Origin of the sequence: Sulfurimonas sp. HSL3-1, from assembly GCF_039645995.1 — a bacterium.
Classification (GTDB): domain Bacteria; phylum Campylobacterota; class Campylobacteria; order Campylobacterales; family Sulfurimonadaceae; genus Thiomicrolovo; species Thiomicrolovo diazotrophicus.
Genome location: NZ_CP147920.1, coordinates 755,625 through 773,566, shown reverse-complemented (window position 1 = coordinate 773,566; position 17,942 = coordinate 755,625). Strand labels below are relative to the sequence as shown.

Annotated in this window: 23 protein-coding genes; 2 read left to right on the top strand and 21 right to left on the bottom strand. The window is 56.0% G+C overall.

The genetic code is table 11. The features are described from left to right. Positions 1–2 precede the first annotated feature (2 nt). From WCY31_RS03965 to WCY31_RS03880, 18 genes are all read right to left on the bottom strand, one after another. Complete coding sequence (locus tag WCY31_RS03965; protein WP_345970969.1) at positions 3–578, bottom strand: MotA/TolQ/ExbB proton channel family protein; 576 nt, start codon at positions 576–578, stop codon at positions 3–5. A gap of 9 nt (positions 579–587) precedes the next feature. Beyond that, positions 588–980 (bottom strand): ATP synthase F1 subunit epsilon, encoded by a 393-nt coding sequence (gene atpC, locus WCY31_RS03960; RefSeq protein ID WP_231020536.1) that lies wholly within the window; start codon positions 978–980, stop codon positions 588–590. A gap of 27 nt (positions 981–1,007) precedes the next feature. Beyond that, positions 1,008–2,405 carry a F0F1 ATP synthase subunit beta gene (atpD, locus tag WCY31_RS03955; RefSeq protein ID WP_231020535.1) on the bottom strand — a complete coding sequence of 466 codons (1,398 nt, stop codon included), beginning with the start codon at positions 2,403–2,405 and terminating at the stop codon, positions 1,008–1,010. Between the two features lie 10 nt (positions 2,406–2,415). Then, entirely contained in the window at positions 2,416–3,306 is an 891-nt protein-coding gene (gene atpG, locus WCY31_RS03950) for an ATP synthase F1 subunit gamma (RefSeq protein WP_345973236.1), read from the bottom strand. Between the two features lie 8 nt (positions 3,307–3,314). Further along, positions 3,315–4,832 carry a F0F1 ATP synthase subunit alpha gene (gene atpA, locus WCY31_RS03945; protein ID WP_345970967.1) on the bottom strand — a complete coding sequence of 506 codons (1,518 nt, stop codon included), beginning with the start codon at positions 4,830–4,832 and terminating at the stop codon, positions 3,315–3,317. Between the two features lie 21 nt (positions 4,833–4,853). Continuing rightward, a complete protein-coding gene (locus tag WCY31_RS03940; protein ID WP_345970965.1) occupies positions 4,854–5,387 on the bottom strand; it encodes a F0F1 ATP synthase subunit delta in 534 nt (177 codons plus the stop codon). After that, on the bottom strand, positions 5,387–5,905 hold the full coding sequence (locus WCY31_RS03935) for a F0F1 ATP synthase subunit B (RefSeq protein ID WP_345973235.1): 519 nt from the start codon (positions 5,903–5,905) through the stop codon (positions 5,387–5,389). The genes WCY31_RS03940 and WCY31_RS03935 overlap by 1 nt, the downstream gene beginning before the upstream one ends. A 6-nt stretch (positions 5,906–5,911) precedes the next feature. Beyond that, a complete protein-coding gene (locus WCY31_RS03930) occupies positions 5,912–6,334 on the bottom strand; it encodes a F0F1 ATP synthase subunit B' (protein ID WP_345970963.1) in 423 nt (140 codons plus the stop codon). Positions 6,335–6,465: 131 nt separating this feature from the next. Then, positions 6,466–7,311, bottom strand: a complete 846-nt coding sequence (locus tag WCY31_RS03925; RefSeq protein WP_345970962.1) for a ParB/RepB/Spo0J family partition protein — start codon at positions 7,309–7,311, stop codon at positions 6,466–6,468. 9 nt (positions 7,312–7,320) lie between these two features. Then, entirely contained in the window at positions 7,321–8,103 is a 783-nt protein-coding gene (locus WCY31_RS03920) for an AAA family ATPase (RefSeq protein WP_345973233.1), read from the bottom strand. Beyond that, positions 8,100–8,735, bottom strand: coding sequence for a biotin--[acetyl-CoA-carboxylase] ligase (locus tag WCY31_RS03915; protein WP_345973232.1), 636 nt, complete (start codon positions 8,733–8,735; stop codon positions 8,100–8,102). The genes WCY31_RS03920 and WCY31_RS03915 overlap by 4 nt, the downstream gene beginning before the upstream one ends. Continuing rightward, on the bottom strand, positions 8,716–9,624 hold the full coding sequence (gene fmt / locus WCY31_RS03910) for a methionyl-tRNA formyltransferase (RefSeq protein ID WP_345973230.1): 909 nt from the start codon (positions 9,622–9,624) through the stop codon (positions 8,716–8,718). Before fmt ends, WCY31_RS03915 begins: the two co-directional genes overlap by 20 nt. Next, positions 9,621–10,391 carry a glutamate 5-kinase gene (proB, locus tag WCY31_RS03905; RefSeq protein ID WP_345973229.1) on the bottom strand — a complete coding sequence of 257 codons (771 nt, stop codon included), beginning with the start codon at positions 10,389–10,391 and terminating at the stop codon, positions 9,621–9,623. Before proB ends, fmt begins: the two co-directional genes overlap by 4 nt. Beyond that, positions 10,388–11,488: a GTPase ObgE gene (gene obgE, locus WCY31_RS03900; protein WP_345973227.1), complete on the bottom strand. Its 1,101-nt coding sequence runs from the start codon at positions 11,486–11,488 to the stop codon at positions 10,388–10,390. Before obgE ends, proB begins: the two co-directional genes overlap by 4 nt. Positions 11,489–11,625: 137 nt before the next feature. Then, positions 11,626–11,883, bottom strand: a complete 258-nt coding sequence (rpmA, locus tag WCY31_RS03895; protein WP_231020523.1) for a 50S ribosomal protein L27 — start codon at positions 11,881–11,883, stop codon at positions 11,626–11,628. A gap of 17 nt (positions 11,884–11,900) precedes the next feature. Further along, positions 11,901–12,209, bottom strand: coding sequence for a 50S ribosomal protein L21 (rplU, locus tag WCY31_RS03890; RefSeq protein ID WP_231020522.1), 309 nt, complete (start codon positions 12,207–12,209; stop codon positions 11,901–11,903). Between the two features lie 496 nt (positions 12,210–12,705). After that, positions 12,706–13,080, bottom strand: a complete 375-nt coding sequence (locus WCY31_RS03885) for a RidA family protein (RefSeq protein WP_345973226.1) — start codon at positions 13,078–13,080, stop codon at positions 12,706–12,708. Then, positions 13,080–13,472 carry a thioredoxin family protein gene (locus WCY31_RS03880; protein WP_345973225.1) on the bottom strand — a complete coding sequence of 131 codons (393 nt, stop codon included), beginning with the start codon at positions 13,470–13,472 and terminating at the stop codon, positions 13,080–13,082. The genes WCY31_RS03885 and WCY31_RS03880 overlap by 1 nt, the downstream gene beginning before the upstream one ends. A gap of 107 nt (positions 13,473–13,579) precedes the next feature. Here WCY31_RS03880 and WCY31_RS03875 point away from each other — a divergent pair, with 107 nt between their 5' ends. Together WCY31_RS03875 and WCY31_RS03870 are read left to right on the top strand one after the other, a co-directional pair. Then, on the top strand, positions 13,580–14,770 hold the full coding sequence (locus WCY31_RS03875) for an amidohydrolase (protein WP_345973223.1): 1,191 nt from the start codon (positions 13,580–13,582) through the stop codon (positions 14,768–14,770). Continuing rightward, positions 14,763–16,211, top strand: coding sequence for an ATP-binding protein (locus WCY31_RS03870; RefSeq protein ID WP_345973222.1), 1,449 nt, complete (start codon positions 14,763–14,765; stop codon positions 16,209–16,211). The genes WCY31_RS03875 and WCY31_RS03870 overlap by 8 nt, the downstream gene beginning before the upstream one ends. On the opposite strand, the gene dapE is transcribed toward WCY31_RS03870, so the two are convergent. From dapE to WCY31_RS03855, 3 genes are all read right to left on the bottom strand, one after another. Then, complete coding sequence (gene dapE / locus WCY31_RS03865) at positions 16,205–17,299, bottom strand: succinyl-diaminopimelate desuccinylase (RefSeq protein WP_345973220.1); 1,095 nt, start codon at positions 17,297–17,299, stop codon at positions 16,205–16,207. The two genes, WCY31_RS03870 and dapE, sit on opposite strands and share 7 nt — an antisense overlap. A gap of 2 nt (positions 17,300–17,301) precedes the next feature. Next, complete coding sequence (locus WCY31_RS03860) at positions 17,302–17,643, bottom strand: hypothetical protein (protein ID WP_345970952.1); 342 nt, start codon at positions 17,641–17,643, stop codon at positions 17,302–17,304. 69 nt (positions 17,644–17,712) lie between these two features. Beyond that, complete coding sequence (locus WCY31_RS03855; RefSeq protein WP_345973218.1) at positions 17,713–17,940, bottom strand: hypothetical protein; 228 nt, start codon at positions 17,938–17,940, stop codon at positions 17,713–17,715. Positions 17,941–17,942: the final 2 nt, after the last annotated feature.

The following is a 17,942-nucleotide window of genomic DNA, read 5'->3' as shown; positions in this document are numbered from 1 at the left end:
GCTCACGCGGCGTCCGTCTCTTTCGCCATCAGGGCATCGCGCTGCATCTGCAGCAGCCCTGTCAGCTCGTACGCACGGCGTTTGAGGATCTGGTGGTAGGTGTACGCGAAGATCGCGACGAAGATCCCCGCCGCCGTCGCAACAAGCGCATCGGAGACGCCGGCGGCGATAACAGCCATCGTCCCGCTGGCACTACCGATGTTGTTGAAGGTATCAAGGATGGAGACAACCGTACCGAACAGCCCGATAAACGGTGCTGTAGAGGCGACAACGGAGAGAATCGCCAACCCTTTCGTTGCTTCTTTCGTACCGGCGAAAAGTCCCAGGTCGAAGAGTTCCGCGGAGAGACGTTTGCTGCTCTTGATAAAGTGGTTCAGGTAGGAGTTTGCTGCAATCCCCTGTGCACCCATCAAAAGCGATTCAAGCGAATCCGTCTCTTTGTCGACCCAGCGATTGAGTGAAAGAAAGCGGTAGAAAAAGGTCCAGTTGATAACGATGAAATAGAGCGCAAGCAGTGCCAGGACCGCGAGGGTGACACTGTTGCTTTTGAGATAGTAGTCGCTGAGCGAATCAAACATGATCGTCGCTTACAGCAGTTTGTGTGCAGCCGATTCGATCTTGGCTGAGACCGAAGCCAGTGCCATCTTGGAGTCCGAAACATCCGACAGGAGTTTTTTCGCATCCTCGAGGACCTTGGCGATTTCGCTTTCGCCTTCACCGCGGATCGCGACGGCACCGTCGACCAGCACCGTCACTTTCGATTCAGTCACCTGAACCACACCCCAGTTCACGACGATGGACTCGGTGCGTTTCTCTGCAGTGACGATGTCAATGACGCCGGCTTTGAGCTGCGTAGTCAAAGAGGCGTGGCGCGGCAGTACACCGAACTCACCCTCTTCACCCGGCAGCGTGACTTCGACGGCTTCATTATCAAAAATGAGGCCGTTCGGCGTGATCACTTCCAGTTTAAAAGTATCCATTACTTATTCCTTTTGGACTGAAAAAGATTACGCTTTGGCTTTTTCAGCTTTTTCGATCGCCTCTTTCATGTCACCGACCATATAGAATGCGTTTTCCGGCATGTGGTCGTATTCACCTTCGAGAATTCCCTTGAAGCCTTTGATCGTGTCTTCCAGAGTGACATATTTACCCGGAGCGCCCGTGAAGACCTCTGCAACGAAGAACGGCTGAGAAAGGAACTTCTCGATCTTACGTGCGCGTTCGACAGTCGCTTTGTCGTCTTCGGAAAGCTCGTCCATACCGAGAATCGCGATGATATCCTGCAGGTCTTTGTACTTCTGCAGTGTCTTCTGGACACCGCGAGCGACGTTATAGTGCTCTTCGCCGATGATCTGCGGGTCGAGCAGGCGAGACGTAGAGTCAAGCGGGTCGACGGCCGGGTAGATACCTTTTTCCGCGATTTTACGGTTCAGAACCGTCGTCGCATCAAGGTGGGCAAAGACAGACGCCGGTGCCGGGTCAGTCAGGTCATCCGCAGGGACGTAAACCGCCTGGACGGAAGTGATTGAACCCTTCGTCGTAGACGTAATACGGTCCTGGAGCGCACCCATCTCGCGTGCCAGTGTCGGCTGGTAACCAACTGCGGACGGAATACGGCCGAGAAGTGCAGACATCTCGGAACCGGACTGCGCGAAACGGAAGATGTTGTCGATGAACATCAGAACGTCGAGGCCTTTTTCATCACGGAAGTATTCCGCCATGGTCAGACCCGTCAGGGCGATACGGTTACGTGCTCCCGGAGGCTCGCTCATCTGGCCGTAGCAGAGGGCAACTTTATCCAGAACGTTCGAGTCTTTCATCTCGTGGTAGAGGTCGTTACCTTCACGGGTACGCTCACCGACACCGGCGAAGACGGAGTAACCGCTGTGTGCATGTGCGACGTTGTGGATCAGCTCCATGATAATGACGGTTTTACCGACACCGGCACCACCGAACAGACCGACTTTACCACCTTTGGCGTACGGCGCGAGGAGGTCGACGACTTTGATACCGGTTTCGAACATCTCAGTCTTCGTGCTCTGCTCGACAAGCGGCGGAGGATCACGGTGGATAGACCACATTTCAGCGTCAGTGACCTGATCGCCTTCGTCGATCGTTTCACCGATAACGTTGAAGATACGGCCGAGAACTTTGTCACCGACCGGTACTTTGATCGGAGCGCCTGTCGCGACGGCTTCCGTACCGCGGACAAGACCTTCGGTCATATCCATGGCGATCGTACGGACACGACCGTCACCGAGGTGGGAAGCAACTTCGAGTACCAGACGGTATTCGTTGCCTTCCACACTTGCTTTTACCTCGATCGCTTCATTGATCGCAGGAAGATTTCCGTCGAACTCAACGTCGACAACCGGTCCCATGACCTGGATAATTTTTCCAACCATTCGATTCCTCCTATTTCATCGATTCGACGCCGCTGATGATTTCGATCAGCTCGGTCGTAATTGCTTCCTGACGCGCCTTGTTGTATTGGACTGTCAGTTTCTTCACCATCTCTTTGGCGTTGTTCGTAGCCGCATCCATCGCCTGCATACGTGCAGAGTGCTCCGCCGCGACCGAATCGATCAGGGCGTAGTACATGTTGTACTCGGCATACTTTGTCAGCAGGGCGTCCAGCATCTTTTCACTGTCTTCCGCTTCCAGTTCCAGCAGGGAACCTTTGCTAACGTCGTTACAGTCAAACTCTTCCGTATCGACCGGCATGATGCGGTTGACGTGGAGTTCCTGCGTGATGACGTTCTTGTAGCCGTTGTAGACGACATAGACGCCGTCGATCTTGCCGTCTTTGAAGTCCTGGATGGATGCATCCATGAACTCGGCGGCGCGATCCATGTCCGGCGCAGAGCTCAGACCGATCTCTTCGTCGAGCATCTCCACCTGGTTGTAGTTGAAGAACTCGATCCCTTTCTTGCCGATACCGCGAAGGCGGACTTTCACCTTCTCGTCTTTAAACTCGGCCATCAGCTTGCGAACGGCTTTGATCGTCTGCATATTGAAGCCGCCACAGAGACCCTTGTCGGCCGTCACGAAAATGATATCGACCATTTTCGGCGCTTCAATCTCGGAGAACGCGCGGTTTTCGATACCGCCGATCTTCATACATTCGATCTGGCTGGCCAGTTCAGAGATCATGGCATTCGTTTTTTCGGCAAAAAGACGTGAGCGCTTTGCGAGCTCTTCCGCACGACGGAGTTTCGCCGTGGAGACGAGCTTCATCGCACGTGTCGTCTTCTGCGTGCTAGAGACACTCTTGATCTGTCGTTGAATATCTTTTAAGTTGGCCATGATGGTCCTTACTCAGCGACGAAAGACGCTTTGAACTCTTCGATCGCTTTTTTCATCAGTGCACTCGTCTCATCATCGATTTTGGATGTAGAACGGATGTTCTCGAAAATCTGAGGATAAGAAGCTTCCACGAACGGATACAGTTCTGCTTCGAACTTGACAACGCTGCTTGCCGGCAGATCGTCGAGGTAACCTTCGTTACCCGCGAAGATGACCAGTGCCTGCTTCTCAGCTGTCAGCGGAGAGTACGGCGGCTGCTTCAGAACTTCGACCATGCGCTGACCACGCTCGAGCTGCTTGCGGCTGACTTCGTCGAGGTCGGAAGCGAACTGGGCGAACGCCTGGAGTTCGCGGTACTGAGCCAGGTCGAGGCGCAGTGTACCGGCAACCTGCTTGGTTGCTTTGATCTGTGCAGCACCACCGACGCGTGATACGGAGAGACCAACGTTGATCGCCGGGCGGATACCGGAGTTGAACAGGTCAGTCTCGAGGAAGATCTGTCCGTCGGTAATGGAGATGACGTTCGTCGGGATGTATGCCGCAACGTCACCAGCCTGCGTTTCAATGATCGGCAGCGCCGTCAGTGAACCTGCACCTTTCTCATCGTTGAGCTTCGCAGCACGCTCGAGGAGGCGGGAGTGGAGATAGAAGACGTCACCCGGGAACGCTTCGCGACCCGGAGGGCGGCGGAGGATCAGGGACATTTCACGGTAAGCGACCGCATGCTTGGAAAGGTCATCGTAAACGATCAGACCGTGGCGAGCGTTGTCACGGAAGTATTCACCCATCGTGACACCCGTGTACGGTGCGAGGAACTGCAGTGCAGCCGCTTCAGACGCTGTCGCGGAAACGATGATAGTGTACTCGAGGGCACCGTGCTCTTCGAGGCGACGGACGACCTGAGCGACCGTAGACTCTTTCTGACCGACAGCAACGTAGATACAGACAACGCCGTTGCCTTTCTGGTTGATGATCGTGTCGAGTGCAACAGTGGTTTTACCTGTCTGGCGGTCACCGATGATCAGCTCGCGCTGACCGCGGCCGATCGGCACGAGGGCGTCAATAGACTTGATACCCGTTGCCATCGGTTCATGGACGGACTTACGTGCCATGATGCCCGGTGCTTTCTCTTCGACGAAACGGTTTTCCGTTGCTTCGATCGGGCCTTTGCCGTCAATAGGCTCACCCAGGGCGTTGACAACGCGACCCAGCAGTGCGTCACCGACCGGTACGCGCAGCAGTTTGCCCAGGCGCTTGACGCTCATGCCTTCGCGCAGTGCACCGCTTTTACCGAGGATAACAACACCGACGCTGCTCTCTTCGAGGTTGAGGACAAGACCCTGAGTCCCGTCTTCGAATTCGACCATTTCACCGGCCATTGCATTGGACAGGCCATAGACCTGAGCAACACCGTCTCCGTAAGAGACGATCTTCCCTGTTTCATTAATCTCGACGTTCAGTTCAAAGTTTTCAATACGTTCTTTGATAATTGAACTGATTTCATCTGCTTGTACTTTTGCTACCACTATGCTATCTCCTTTCCAAGATCAAATTGCTTTTAAGATGTGCTCAACCAGTTGAGCGTTCATGCGGCTCTTCGAGAGGCTGACCTCGACACCGAGGTCCTCCACTTCAACTTTGATACCGTCATAATCCGATGCGACGAAAGCGAGCGTGATCGTCGCATCCATCTTTTTACCCAGGTCACTGCTCAGCGCCGCGAGGGTCGATGCTTCAACCTCCGTGTTGCTGTAGACCTTGCCTTCATAGGTTTTGTTCATCCCTGCCAGTGTCAGGCGGAGTGACTCCGCAATCGCCGGGATAACCGTCAGGCGCTTTTTCTCGACCAGCAGTTTGATCAGATTGTTCACTGCGCTGCTGTCAGCACCCGCTACGATGGCGAGCAGGAGCTCTTCTTTCGCAGCGTCGCCAATCTGGGGGTCATTGATGATATCGGCAAACGCTTTCTCTTTATAAGCGTCTGCGAGTGCATCAAAAAGGGTTTTCGTATTGGCAAGAGCCTCGGCATCCATCATGGAAGTGAGGGCTTTGACGTAACGTTGTGCGATCATCGCTTCCATTAAGCCACCTTCTTCATAATGATGTCAGCCATCTTCTCTTTGTCGAGAGAAGCTGTACTCTGTGCCGTTACGTCTGAAAGAACAGTTTCAACGACGCCGCGCACCATCTGGCGTTCCGCGAGGCCCTCTTTGTCTTTCATCTGTTTTTCGAGAACGGCGATCTCATTGGCAGACTGGACTTCAATCTGTTTCTTGAGAACCTCTTTCTCTTTTTCCGTTGTCGCCGTCAGTTCTGCCGCAAAGGTTTTTGCCTCTTCGACACGCGCTTCCGCAGCGGTTTTTTCCGCTTCGGAGGCACGCAGTTTCTCCTGAATGCTGTTCAGACGGTCGGCGATTTCACCGGCACGACCGGTGAAGAATCCCTTGACCGGCTTCGCCAGCAAATACCACAGGATTCCGGCGAAGATCAGGAAGTTGACCGTACGCGGAAGAATATCTGTCGCACCGTGCTCGGCACCGGATGAAGCAAAGAGCGATGCTGAAACGAACAGGGTCATTACCAACAGTTTTTTCATCATATCTCCTTATATCTTGCTGATCTTGGCGTTAACAGCCTCGACGTAAGCCGGGACCTCTGCAGCAAGCGCTGAGCGGAGGTTATCGCGCTCTGTCGCAAGTTCCGCCTCAAAGGCATCGTAGGCTTTGGCCAGCTCAGCACGCTTGGCACCGATGGCGGCTTCCGCCGCTTTTTTTGCATCCGCAATCACTTTTTCCCGTTCCGCAGCCGCTTGCAAACGTGCTTCGCTGATAATGGAATCTGCCGTTTCGTTCAGTGCGCTGACTTCGGCGTCGTTTGAGCCGATTTCCGCCAGATCGTTCTGAATGTCTTGGTCACGTTTTTCCATGAAAGCGAAGAGAGGTTTGTAGAGCATACCGTTTAGAACGGCGATAAGGATAAGGAAGACAACAGCTGTACTGATGAGCAGCAGTGGACTAATATCTAACATATCACCTCCTAAAAGTTGCGTGATTATACAACTTATAAATTAAAAACCCTGTTAAGTTGGGAGGTGAAAAAGCGAAAAAGGAGAAAAATTACAAAAGGGTGAAATTTTTTGGTTACAAATTAATGCAGCGGTCAGCCGAGGATGTCCAGAAAACGGGCAATCTCCTGCTCATCGCGAAAAGTGATGGTGATTTTGTTCGTTCCGGAGGCCACGGTAAACCCGCCGTCTGCGAGGGCGTTCCGTACGGCCCCGAGGTCGTATTCTGGGGCTTTCGGCTTCTCCTGTACTTCATGCTCGCCGCGGCTCTTCAACCGTTTGACCATCTGTTCCGTCTCGCGGACACTAAGCTTCTGGCCGTGGATAGAGTCAACCATCACCTTCTGCTCCTTGTCGGTCAGCCCGACGAGGACCTTGGCATGCCCGGCACTGATCGTACTGTCGATCAACGAGGAGAGGGTTTTCTTGGAAAGCTGCAGAAGGCGGAGGGTATTAGTAATGTGGCTGCGGCTTTTATGAACCACCGCCGCCAGCTCCTCCTGGGTCAGACCGTGGAGGTTGATCAGCTCTTCGTAGGCCTGGGCCAGTTCGACGACGTTGAGCTGCTCGCGCTGGATATTTTCGATCAGCGCATGCTGGCGCATCTGCGCCTCGTCCAGGGAGGCGATGACGGCACGAATCGTCTTCAGTTTCGCCAGTTTGCTTGCACGCCAGCGCCGCTCCCCCGCGACGAGGATGTAGCCGTCGACGTCTTCGACGAGGACGATGGGCTGGATCAGGCCGTGGGATTTGATAGAAGCGGCCAGTTCACTCAGCGCTTTTTCGTCAAAATGTTTCCGGGGCTGGAAAGGGTTCGGCCGTATCTGTGAGAGGGGGACCTCTACGACCTGGGCGTTTTTGGGGATTTCGTGATCGTAGGCTTCTTCGATCTCTCCGAGCAGTTCGCCCAGGCCGCGTCCGAGGGATTTCGCTTTTGCCATACCCATCCGTTACGCCAGGATAGCCTGGGCAAGGTTCTGGTACGCCATGGAGCCGCTGGAACGTCCGTCGTACAGGACCGCGGGTTTGCCGAAACTGGGGCTTTCCGCCAGTTTCACGTTGCGCGGGATGACGATGCAGTCGTCCATCTCGTCGGTGAAGAGCTTCTCTTTGAAGTGCTGGCGCAGGTCCGCCAGGACCTGCTTGGAAAGGTTGTTCTGGGAACTGTACATCGTCGGCAGGAATCCCTTGATCGCCAACGCAGGGTTGATCGTTTTACGGATCAGGCGTACCGTGTTGAGCAGCTGCGCCAGCCCCTCCAGGGCGAAAAACTCGCACTGGATCGGGATGATGACCGAATTCGAGGCACTCAGGGCGTTGATCGTCATCGGTCCCAGCGCCGGCGGCGAATCGATAATGACATAGTCATAATGCTCTTTGACCTGCGCGATCGCCTTTTTCATGATCAGTTCGCGCCCTTTGCTCTGGCTGGAGTCGTAATACTCTTTTTCCACCCCGACCAGGCCGATGTTCGAGGGTGCGAGATCCAGCATCGGCAGTTCGGTCGTCAGGATGATGTCGCCGAGCTTCTTTGCCCCGATCAATACATGGTAGATATTGAACTCGTAGTCGTTACGGGTATATCCCAGCGATGTCGTGGCATTGGCTTGGGGATCGGCATCGATCAGCAGCACCTTTTTCCCTTCAACGGCAAGGGACGCCGCGAGATTTACCGCAGTCGTCGTCTTGCCTACCCCGCCTTTTTGATTGGCGATTACAATTACTTCACTCATCGCTGGCTGTATATCCTTTGCCCGTCACACATAACCGATCCATCGTCGCACAACACCGCGTTTTCTAAGGAAAATTTATGATGATTATTATGCGTTTGGAACCGTCTGCTTTTGTCAAATTCTAGCGCGTATAGTCTGAAGATTTCCTTCCATTTTGGAAATCCTTCCACCCTTGAAAAATAATCATCTAATAACTTTTTTCGTGAAATTTCAATGTCAAGAGCGGCGAACCCCTCCGGGGCATTTTTCAAGTTGAGCCCGATGCCGCACACAAGGCTATTTTGTCGCAGTGTCGTGATCGTTCCGCCGATTTTCTGCTCCCCGATGTAAAAATCGTTCGGCCACTTCAGCCAGACTTCCGATCCCGCATCTTCAAGAACCATTTTGAGCAGAAAGGCAAAATAGATGGAGGAGGATTCAAGTTTGAGATCGGCAGGCAAAACGCTGCGTTCGACGGCAAAAGAGAAAAAGAGATTCCCCTCCAAACCCGTCCAGCTGTTCCCCCGGCTGCCGCGCCCCGCGTCCTGTACGTCCGCTACTACCGCAAATGGCGGCACAACCTCACCCTTTTTGAGCTGATCGATGAGATAGCGCTGGGTGGAATCGACCCGCTCAAGCCAGCGTATCGTCAAGACCGAGCCGTTTCCCGTTGAGGTAGTCAATGACCGCCATCGCTTTTTTCGACGGCGGTTGGACCGTCTCGATCCAGAGTGCCCCCGTGCTGCAGCCGATCTTTACCTGTGATTTCTCAACGGCAAGAATACGTCCCGGTACAAAGCTTCCCTCTTCCTCCGCCAGATGCATCTTCGTCAGTTTGAGGCCTCCGGAGAGATAGACCCCCGGCCAGGGGGTAAAAGCGCGGTACTTGTTATAGAGGGTACGGGCGTCGTCAAAGGCGACTTCGCCGTCGGCTTTGCTGATCTTCTTGCAGAGGCTTGCATCGGCGTCGTTCTGCGGAACCGGTGTCAGGGTCGAATAGGAGCGCAGCACCTCCGGCGTCATGTCCGCGGCGAGGTCGGTCAGCCGTTCGAAAAGGCTCCCCACCGTTTCATCGTCGCCGATGGCAATGCGGCGGGTGGCAAGAATGGGGCCCGTATCAAGCCCCTCTTCCATAAGCATCGCCGTCACGCCGGTCTCTTTATCCCCGTTCAGAAGGCTCTGCTGAATGGGACTCGCGCCGCGGTACTGCGGCAGGATAGAGGCGTGAAGGTTGATGCAGGGGGCGTGTGCCAACACCGCTTTGGGCAGGATCTGCCCGTAGGCGGCAACGACGATATAGTCGCAGGGGATCGCTTGCAACGTCTCAACCGTCGCTTCGTCGCGGAGACGCTCGGGCTGAAAGACGGGGATGCCCGCCGCCTCCGCCACCGTTTTGACGGGCGGCGGCGTCAGTACCTTTTTCCGACCCACGGGCTTGTCCGGCTGGGTGTAAGCGGCGACGACCTCGATGTCATGCTGAGCGATCAGCGTTTCCAGGATCCGGGAGGCATAATCCGGTGTCCCCATAAAGATCACTTTCATGCCGATACCTCCGGGGTGAAGAGCGTCCCGCCGCTCTGGGTGTCATGCAGCAGGAAGTTCTCGACGTCTTCCAGTTCAAAGCCGCTGGCCAGGAACATGCTGCGGCCCCGTTCGAGGAGAAAATGCGCCGCTTTGAGTTTGGTGACGATGCCCCCGGTCGCAAAACTGTTGTGCGGCGTCACCTCCTTCGAGAGCTCCTCCGCTTTGATGGCGTGTACGAGCGGGCGGACACAGGCATCGTCGTGACAGTGCGGGTCCTTGTCGTAATAGGCGTTAATGTCGGAGAGGATCACCAGCAGATCGGCGTTGAAGTGGTACGCCGTGTAGGCGGAGAGCTGGTCGTTGTCGCCCAGGACCAGCTCCTCGACGGCGGTGGCGTCGTTTTCGTTGATAATCGGCACGACCCCGTTTTCGATCAGGGTGTCGATGGTGTTGCGGGCCTTTTCCGCCTGGCTCTCCGTATAGAAGTTGGCCGCCGTCACCAGGACCTGCGCCGGCAGGATCCCGTGTTTCTCAAACTTCTTCTTGTAGCGGTTGAGCAGCAGCGGCTGGCCGATGGACGCGAGCGCCTGCTTGTTCGCCAGAACGCTCTTGTCGAGCTTAAGCTCCGTATACCCCGCCGCTACGGCGCCGCTGGAGACAAGGATCACCTCGTAACGCGCTTTGAGACGGGCGATAAGGTCGACAAGGTTTTGCATCCTGTCGCGGGCGATGCGGTTGTTCTCGGTGAGGACGGCGCTGCCGACCTTCAGGACGATACGTTTCACGCGCGTTCCATCTCCACCAGGGTATGCAGCGCAAAGTTGAGGGGCTTGATGTTCTCATGGGCGACCGAGGAGATCGGGACCATGAAGAAGGGTTTTTCCCGGTCAAAACTCTGGGATTCGTCGGAGAGGTCCTGCTCGTAAAACGGCAGGGCGTCATCGAATCCGTAGCGACTCTTCTGCGACGGGGACACCCCCACCAGCTTCATCATCTCCGCGATCTTCTCCTCGGCTTCCTCTCTGGAGAGGGCGTCGACACGGGTCAGCGCAATGGCGAAAGCGCGTGTGGCGAGCATCTCACTGAAACGTTCCAGCTCCTGCTGCAGCGTCTCGTACTGGTAGGTCATCGTCATGTACGACGCCAGGTCGATCATGAAAAGCAGCGTTTTGGTCCGTTCGATATGGCGCAGGAACTGCAGTCCCAGACCGCGCCCTTCGCTGGCGCCGTCGATGATCCCCGGGATATCCGCCATCACGAAAGATTCGTAATCGTTGACGCGGACCTGCCCCAGTTTCGGTGTCAGGGTCGTAAATTCGTAGTTCGCGATCTCAGGTGTCGCATTGGAGACCGTCGAGATGAGCGTCGATTTACCGACGTTGGGGAATCCGACCAGACCGACATCGGCGATAAGCTTGAGCTCCAGCCGGACCCGGCGCGTTTCTCCGGGTTCACCCGGCTGCGCATAGGTCGGGCGCTGGTTCGTCGAGGATTTGAAGTGGGTGTTCCCCAAGCCGCCCTTGCCGCCCTGCAGCAGCTTCTGCTCCTGCCCCTCGCTGACCAGGTCCATCAGCAGCTCGCCGCTTTCGGCATCGAATACCTGGGTCCCCGGGGGAACGATCACAAAGAGCTTCGCTGCAGACTTGCCCGTCATATTCGAGCCGAGACCGGGGCGGCCGTTTTCCGCCACCAGCTTATGCTTGCCGTGGTAATGGGCCAGGGTGTGGGTGTTGTTGTCGACGCGGAACCAGACGTCCCCGCCCCGTCCGCCGTCCCCGCCGTTCGGGCCGCCGTTGACGACGAATTTCTCGCGGCGGAACGCTACACAGCCGGCGCCGCCTTTCCCTGATGACAATTCCAATTCGATCTGATCGACAAACATGCATTAAATCCTTGTAGGGCTTCACTCAACAGAAGACTTGGACATCCGTTTAGAAGTATACTGTTAAATAAAGGTGATTCTTATAGAAAGCAGCGGCGCCGAGCTAAGCTCGGGCGGCGTGTAGTTAAAAAAGCGGCTTAGGAAGCCGGGACGATAGAGACCTGCTTGCGGGTCTTATCTTTGCGCTCGAACTGGACGATGCCGTCAACCAGCGCGTAAAGCGTGTGGTCTTTGCCCATACCGATGTTCTGGCCCGGGTGGACTTTCGTACCACGCTGGCGAACGATGATGTTTCCGGCTTTGACAACTTCGCCGCCGAATTTCTTCACACCAAGTCTACGTCCCGCGGAATCGCGGTTATTCTGTGTACTACCTTGACCTTTCTTGTGTGCCATATCGAACTCCTCCTAGATTACGCCGCGATCTTCGTGATGCGAACGCGTGTGAAACTGCGGCGGAAACCGCGCTTGAGCTTGCTGTCTTTACGACGGCGCTTTTTGTAGATCGTGACTTTCTTGTCGCGGCCTTCGTTGATGACTTCTGCAGTCACAACCGCACCGTCAACAAAAGGAGCACCGACTTTCAGCTCACCGGCGTTGACCGCGAGCACTTCTTTGATCTCGAGCGTTGCTTTCGGCTCAAGGCTCATTTTGTCAAGCAGAAGGATATCGCCCTCTTCCACTTTATACTGCTTGCCACCGTTTTTGATGATTGCGTACATAGCATTTCCTTGTAATGTATAGAAAAGAATCCCCAGGGCACCTTTAGAAACTACCTTCGGTCTCAGCGTTACAGAGAATGTCACAATCAAGGCGACGCTTCGAAGACCTGGCCGCAGCCAAGTCGAGAAGCGGCAACGCCGAGTGTGGCTTTCTCTGTAACGCCCTTCGGGATGTTTTTTGAGGCACGATCTTTCCTCCGTTTTCCGTTTGACACAGCTTTAGCTGTGCCTTCACAAAAAACGAATAAAACCTCATACCTCAAAAACCCTCTGAGATCCGAAGGTAGTTTCTAAAGGTGCCCTAACTTAAAGACTCAGAGTGTATCCGACTCATCAAAACGTGACAATCAGTTCCGATCAGGCCTTTTAGCACCTGGATGGAGGAGCGCTTTCAACGACACGCATGCCGCGACTTCAGCGCGCTCCTCTGGTTACACTCTCAGTCTTCAAGAGAGGTCCCTGTTCTTTTAGTGGGCGAATTATAGCCAAAAAGGCTTTAATCCGCAAGGGCGATCGCGTCTATTTCCACCAGGGCATTTTTGGGCAGGGTTTTGACCGCCACTGTCGAACGCGCCGGCTTATGATCGCCGAAGGCTTCGGCATATATGGCGTTCACCGTCGCAAAATCGTCCATGCTGTCCAGGAAGATCGTCGTTTTGATTACCTTGTCCAGGCCGCTGCCCGCCGCTTCAAGCACCGCCGTCAAGTTGGCAAGTACCTGCTTCGTCTGAACCGTGATATCGTTCTCAAGCATCTCTCCCGCCGGGGTCAGCGCGATCTGCCCGGAGGTGTAGACCATCCCGTTCACTTTGACCGCCTGCGAGTAGGGTCCGATTGCCGCCGGGGCGTTTTCCGTCTGTACAAACTGCATTATTTTCGTTTCCTTTCCACATCGTCGAGTATGGACATAAAATCCTCTATGTTCCAGTAGCCCGGCATTTTAACCAAAACCCTCTCATCGGGACTTAAAAAATAGTGCATCGGAATCATCAGCGCCTTGAGGGTATCGGGGTAGGTGCCGCTGCCGCGCTCCACCTCCACCCCGACGGCCATCTCATCGAGCCGTCGGCGGACCCCGTGGTCGTGCAGCGTCGTACGTTTGAAGCGCTTGCACCAGCGGCAACCCGGCTCCGTGATCAGCACATAGACCAGTTTCCCCTCCGCCGCGGCTATCCGTTTGGCATCGTCCAGGCTCTTCGCCCACTCCGTCGGGGCGCCTAAGAGCAGTGCGGCGAAAAAAAGAATATTCAGCAGATAGCGCATGAGCCCCCTCTATGGTAGGTCCATTTTAGCATAAGAAAAGCGCGGCGCACCAAAGATTGCTTTTAATGTGACTGCACTATAATCAAATCAAACGGGGAAGGTGACGCATGGAAACACGGCAAACCACACTGTTCGAAACGATTGACGCCATCGAAGAGCGGATCGTGACGCTGCGGCACGAACTGCACGCCCATCCCGAACTCTCAGGCGCGGAAGAGCATACGACCCTGATGATCAAGGCGATCCTCGAAGCAGAGGGGCTGCAGGTCCGCTCTTTCGAGGAACACTACGGGCTGATCGCCGAGATCGTCGTGAACGAGGACGCCCCCTTCGTCGCCCTGCGGGCCGACATCGACGCCCTGCCGATCCAGGAGCGCACGGAGAGGGCCTATGCTTCGCAATCCCCGGGCATTATGCACGCCTGCGGGCACGATGCCCATACCGCCGTGCTGCTGGGGGCCGCCCTGGCGCTCAAGCGCATTGAAGGCAGCCTCGGGCAGAACCTCCGTTTCATATTCCAGCCCGCCGAAGAGATCACCGAGGGGGGCAGTGCCCAGATGATCGCCCACGGGGCCCTCGAGAACGTGAAGGCGATCTTCGGGCTGCACGCCTACCCCTATCTCAACACCGGACAGATCGGATACAAATACGGGGTCATGCTCGCCTCTGCCGATACCTTTGAGATCGAGATCTTCGGCAAAAGTGCGCACGGCGCCCGCCCCCACGAAGGGGTCGATGCCATCCTCGTCATGTCGATGGCGGTGAACTCCCTCAACCATATCGTCTCCCGGCGGATCGACCCCCTTCATCCCGCCGTCATCTCGCTGGGGACCGTCGAAGGGGGCAAAGCGCCCAACGTCATCTGCGACCATGTCAAGGTGTGCGGTACGGTACGGACCGTCAACCATGATGTGCGTCACGCCATCCCCGAGATGATGGAGGTCTCTATCAGGGGAATCTGCGACTCCATGCACGCCACCTACGCCTTCTCCTACCGTTACGGCTCTCCCGAGGTGCAGAATCACGACGCCATGGTCGACATCGTCCGTGCCGCCGCTTCGGAGGTACTGGAAGAAACAAACGTCATCGATCTCGCCGACCCCGTAATGGGCGGGGAGGACTTCGGGCGCTACCTCGAGATCGTCCCCGGCGCCTTTTTCCGGCTGGGGAGCTGCGATCCGGAAAAAGGGACCTGCGTCGCCCAGCATAATGCCCGCTTCGATGTCGACGACGACGCCCTGCGCTACGGCATGAAGATCATGGCCCTCGCGGCGCTGAAAGCGATGGACGATGCGTGACCTCATCGAAATCCACCTCACCAGCAGAACCCACTTCGGCCTCTTGCGCTACACCTGCAAACACCTGAGGCAACTGCTGCCACTACACCGCCCTGAACAGCTCTCCGAGGCGATCGACCAGTTGCTTGAAAACGTCGTCGAACACGCCTATGAAAAACTGGAGAACATGGATGTCACGGTCCGTTTTACTATTACCCCGCGGCAGTTGCAGATCGATGTGGAGGACAGCGGGCTTCCCTTTGATTTCACCCCCTTTATGAGCGAGGCAGTCGACCACACTACCCAGCATGAAAAGGGATTCTACCGCATCTATGACCTCGTCGACCGTTTCTGGTTCACGATGCTTGAGAACCGGGGAAAACGTTTCAGCGTCATCCAGGCCTTCGAGCATAACTATGACATCCGTACCGGCAAGACCTCGACAGCACTGCCGGACAAGGAGACGATCCTGCAGCGGCTTGATGTCCGGCGTTTCGATGAGTCGGATGCCGAGGGGATCGCCCAACTTATCTATAAAAACTACCACTACACCTACTACAAGAGCCAGTTCTACGATCCCGTCAAGATCCGGCAGCTCAACCAGGACCGGGAAGTCGTCTCTATTGTCGCCGTCTACGGGGTGCGCGTTGTCGGCCATTTCGCCCTGGTGCTCTCCCGCCACGCCGAAATCGCCGAAATCGCCATCGCCGCCGTCGACCCGGAATTCAAGAAGATGGGGATCATGACCCGCATGTTCGATACGATCATCGCCACCGCCAGGGCGATGCATCTCAACGCCATCTACGGCGAAGCGCTGATGCTGCACCCCTACAGCCAGAGAGCCAACCTCTCCCACGGTATGTGCGAAACGGCAATCGTGCTGGGCGAAGTCCCTTCCCAGACGGAGATCGAACGCCAGATCAAGGCTTCCTTGCGCAGCGGAGCGATGATCAGTTTTCTCGTCTTTGACACCCATAAACGCTACTGCTTGCCGCCGCAGCGTTATGCCGGGCAGATTGAAGCCGCCTACCGCTGCGCGAAGGTGGAAAATTCGGCCAGCAGACCGGCCAATCCCAACCGGCAGCTCCTTTCGCACCATTTAAACCCCTATATCAATGTCGGATTCATCATTATCGAGGGGCTGCCCGATGACGAGGCGCTCGATGAGCTGATCGACCTGATGCACACCGACCACTGCGAAATGGTCTATGCCGACATCAACCTTCACCATATCGAGGAGATCGACGAGGTCGTCGCCATGCTCAACCGCCGCCATTTCTTCTACAGCGGCGTCTTCTTCAGTTACTATCATAATGAGGATTATCTGCGGCTGCAACGGAAAAACAGCCGGTTTGTCGACGAGGAGCAGCTGGTATGCTATTCGCAGCACGCCAGGGCGATGCTGGAGTATATTCAGGCCGATGAAGCGAGGGTCGCCCCTGCGGGCGCGGAGGTTCAGTAGGTCGCGATCACCTGCTTAAAGACGTCGCAGAGCCCCCGGACCTGCTCGGGCGTCGTGCATTCGTTCGGGGCGTGGATCGTGTCGTTGCGCACCCCGAACTCGATGACGTCGATACCGTATTCGGCGATGAAGCGGGCGTCAGATGTTCCCCCCGCCGTGGAGTGCTTGGGCTTCAGCCCCGTTACCGATGCGATCGCCGCATCGATCGTGCGGACGATGTGGGTGTTGGCATCGGTGACGAAGGGCTTCGCGCTCTGGTCCAGGCTCAGGGTGTAGTCCATCTCCTTGAAATAGCGGTGGACAAAGGCCTCGATATCTTCCTTGGCCGTTTTTGTGGAGTTGCGGACGTTGAACATCATCTTCAGCTTACCCGGGGTCACGTTGGTCACCTCCATACCCGCGCGGATATCGGTCACGACGAACTGGCTGGGGCTGAAGTATTCGTCCCCCTCGTCCAGGTTTACCCCCGCCATGTGGTGCAGCACCTGGGCGACTTTGTGGATGGGGTTCTTCGCTTTTTCCGGATAGGCGGCATGCCCCTGTTTGCCCCGCTTCTCGATCACGCCGTTGATGGAGCCGCGGCGCCCGACCTTGATGGCGTCACCGAACCGCTCTTCGCAGGTCGGTTCGGCGACGATGCAGGCATCGGGGAGCATCCCCTCCGTCTGCAGCCATTTGAGCAGTTCCACGGTGCCGTGTTTCGCGGGGCCCTCCTCGTCGGAGGTCAGCAACAGTGAAAGCGTCCCCCGGAATGCCTCGGTCTCTTTGACCGCCTGCAGAAATGCCGAGACGCCGGCTTTCATATCCTGCGCGCCGCGGCCGTAGATCTTGCCCTCTTTCTCGACGGCCGTATAGGGGTCCGTCTCCCACCCCTCGCCCGCCGGGACAACATCGACATGTCCCGCGAAACAGAGGTGTTCCCCCTCGCCGAAACGTTTGTAGATAAAGAGGTTTTTCACCTCGGCGACGTCAATGCGCACCGCGGTATAGCCGTCAAGATACCCCTCGACGAAATCGAGGATACCGCCATCGTCCGGCGTCTCGCTTTTGCGTTCGATCAGGTGCTTAAAAAGTGCAATGACGTCCAAACTCAGCCTTTCGGGTTCTCATAGAAAACATACTCCGTCGAATAGTCGCTGACCTCGAAATAGATCTTCTTCTCGCCGCTGTCGACTTCGTAGTTGAAGTTGCTGTCCAGTACGCCGTAGCTGTAACGGAAAGGGCGCGGCGAACCATCGTCCGTTCCCTTGCCTGTACTCATCTTTCCGATCTTGATGAAGCGCATCACAAGCTTGCCGCCGCTGTAGATGTCGAGCACGCCGTTGGTCCCCGTCCAGTTCTGCAGCCCATGGCCGAACTTGTTCTGCGTCTCCTGGGTACAGCCGCCAAGCATCATCAGCGTTACGGTCAAAATAGTCAATACTTTTTTCATTCTGTTCTCCTTGTCCGGCAAACAAATTACCGGATTATAACGTCTTCGGTCCAAACACCCCATACGGCTTCAGCCGCGGACGACCACTCGTGCCTGCATGATGAGTTTTTCCATCCCGTAAGGGTCTTCGACATTGAAGAAGATGCCCTGCTCCGTCACGACGGCCGTCCCTCTCCCGCGCTCGACGGTCTCTTCACCGTTGAAGTAATCCTTGTTCAGATACTCGATCATGTAGGCCTCTCCCGCTGTCACCCTAAGGGCTTTGAGCTGTGCCTGCGAATGCGGCTTGAACTCCATAG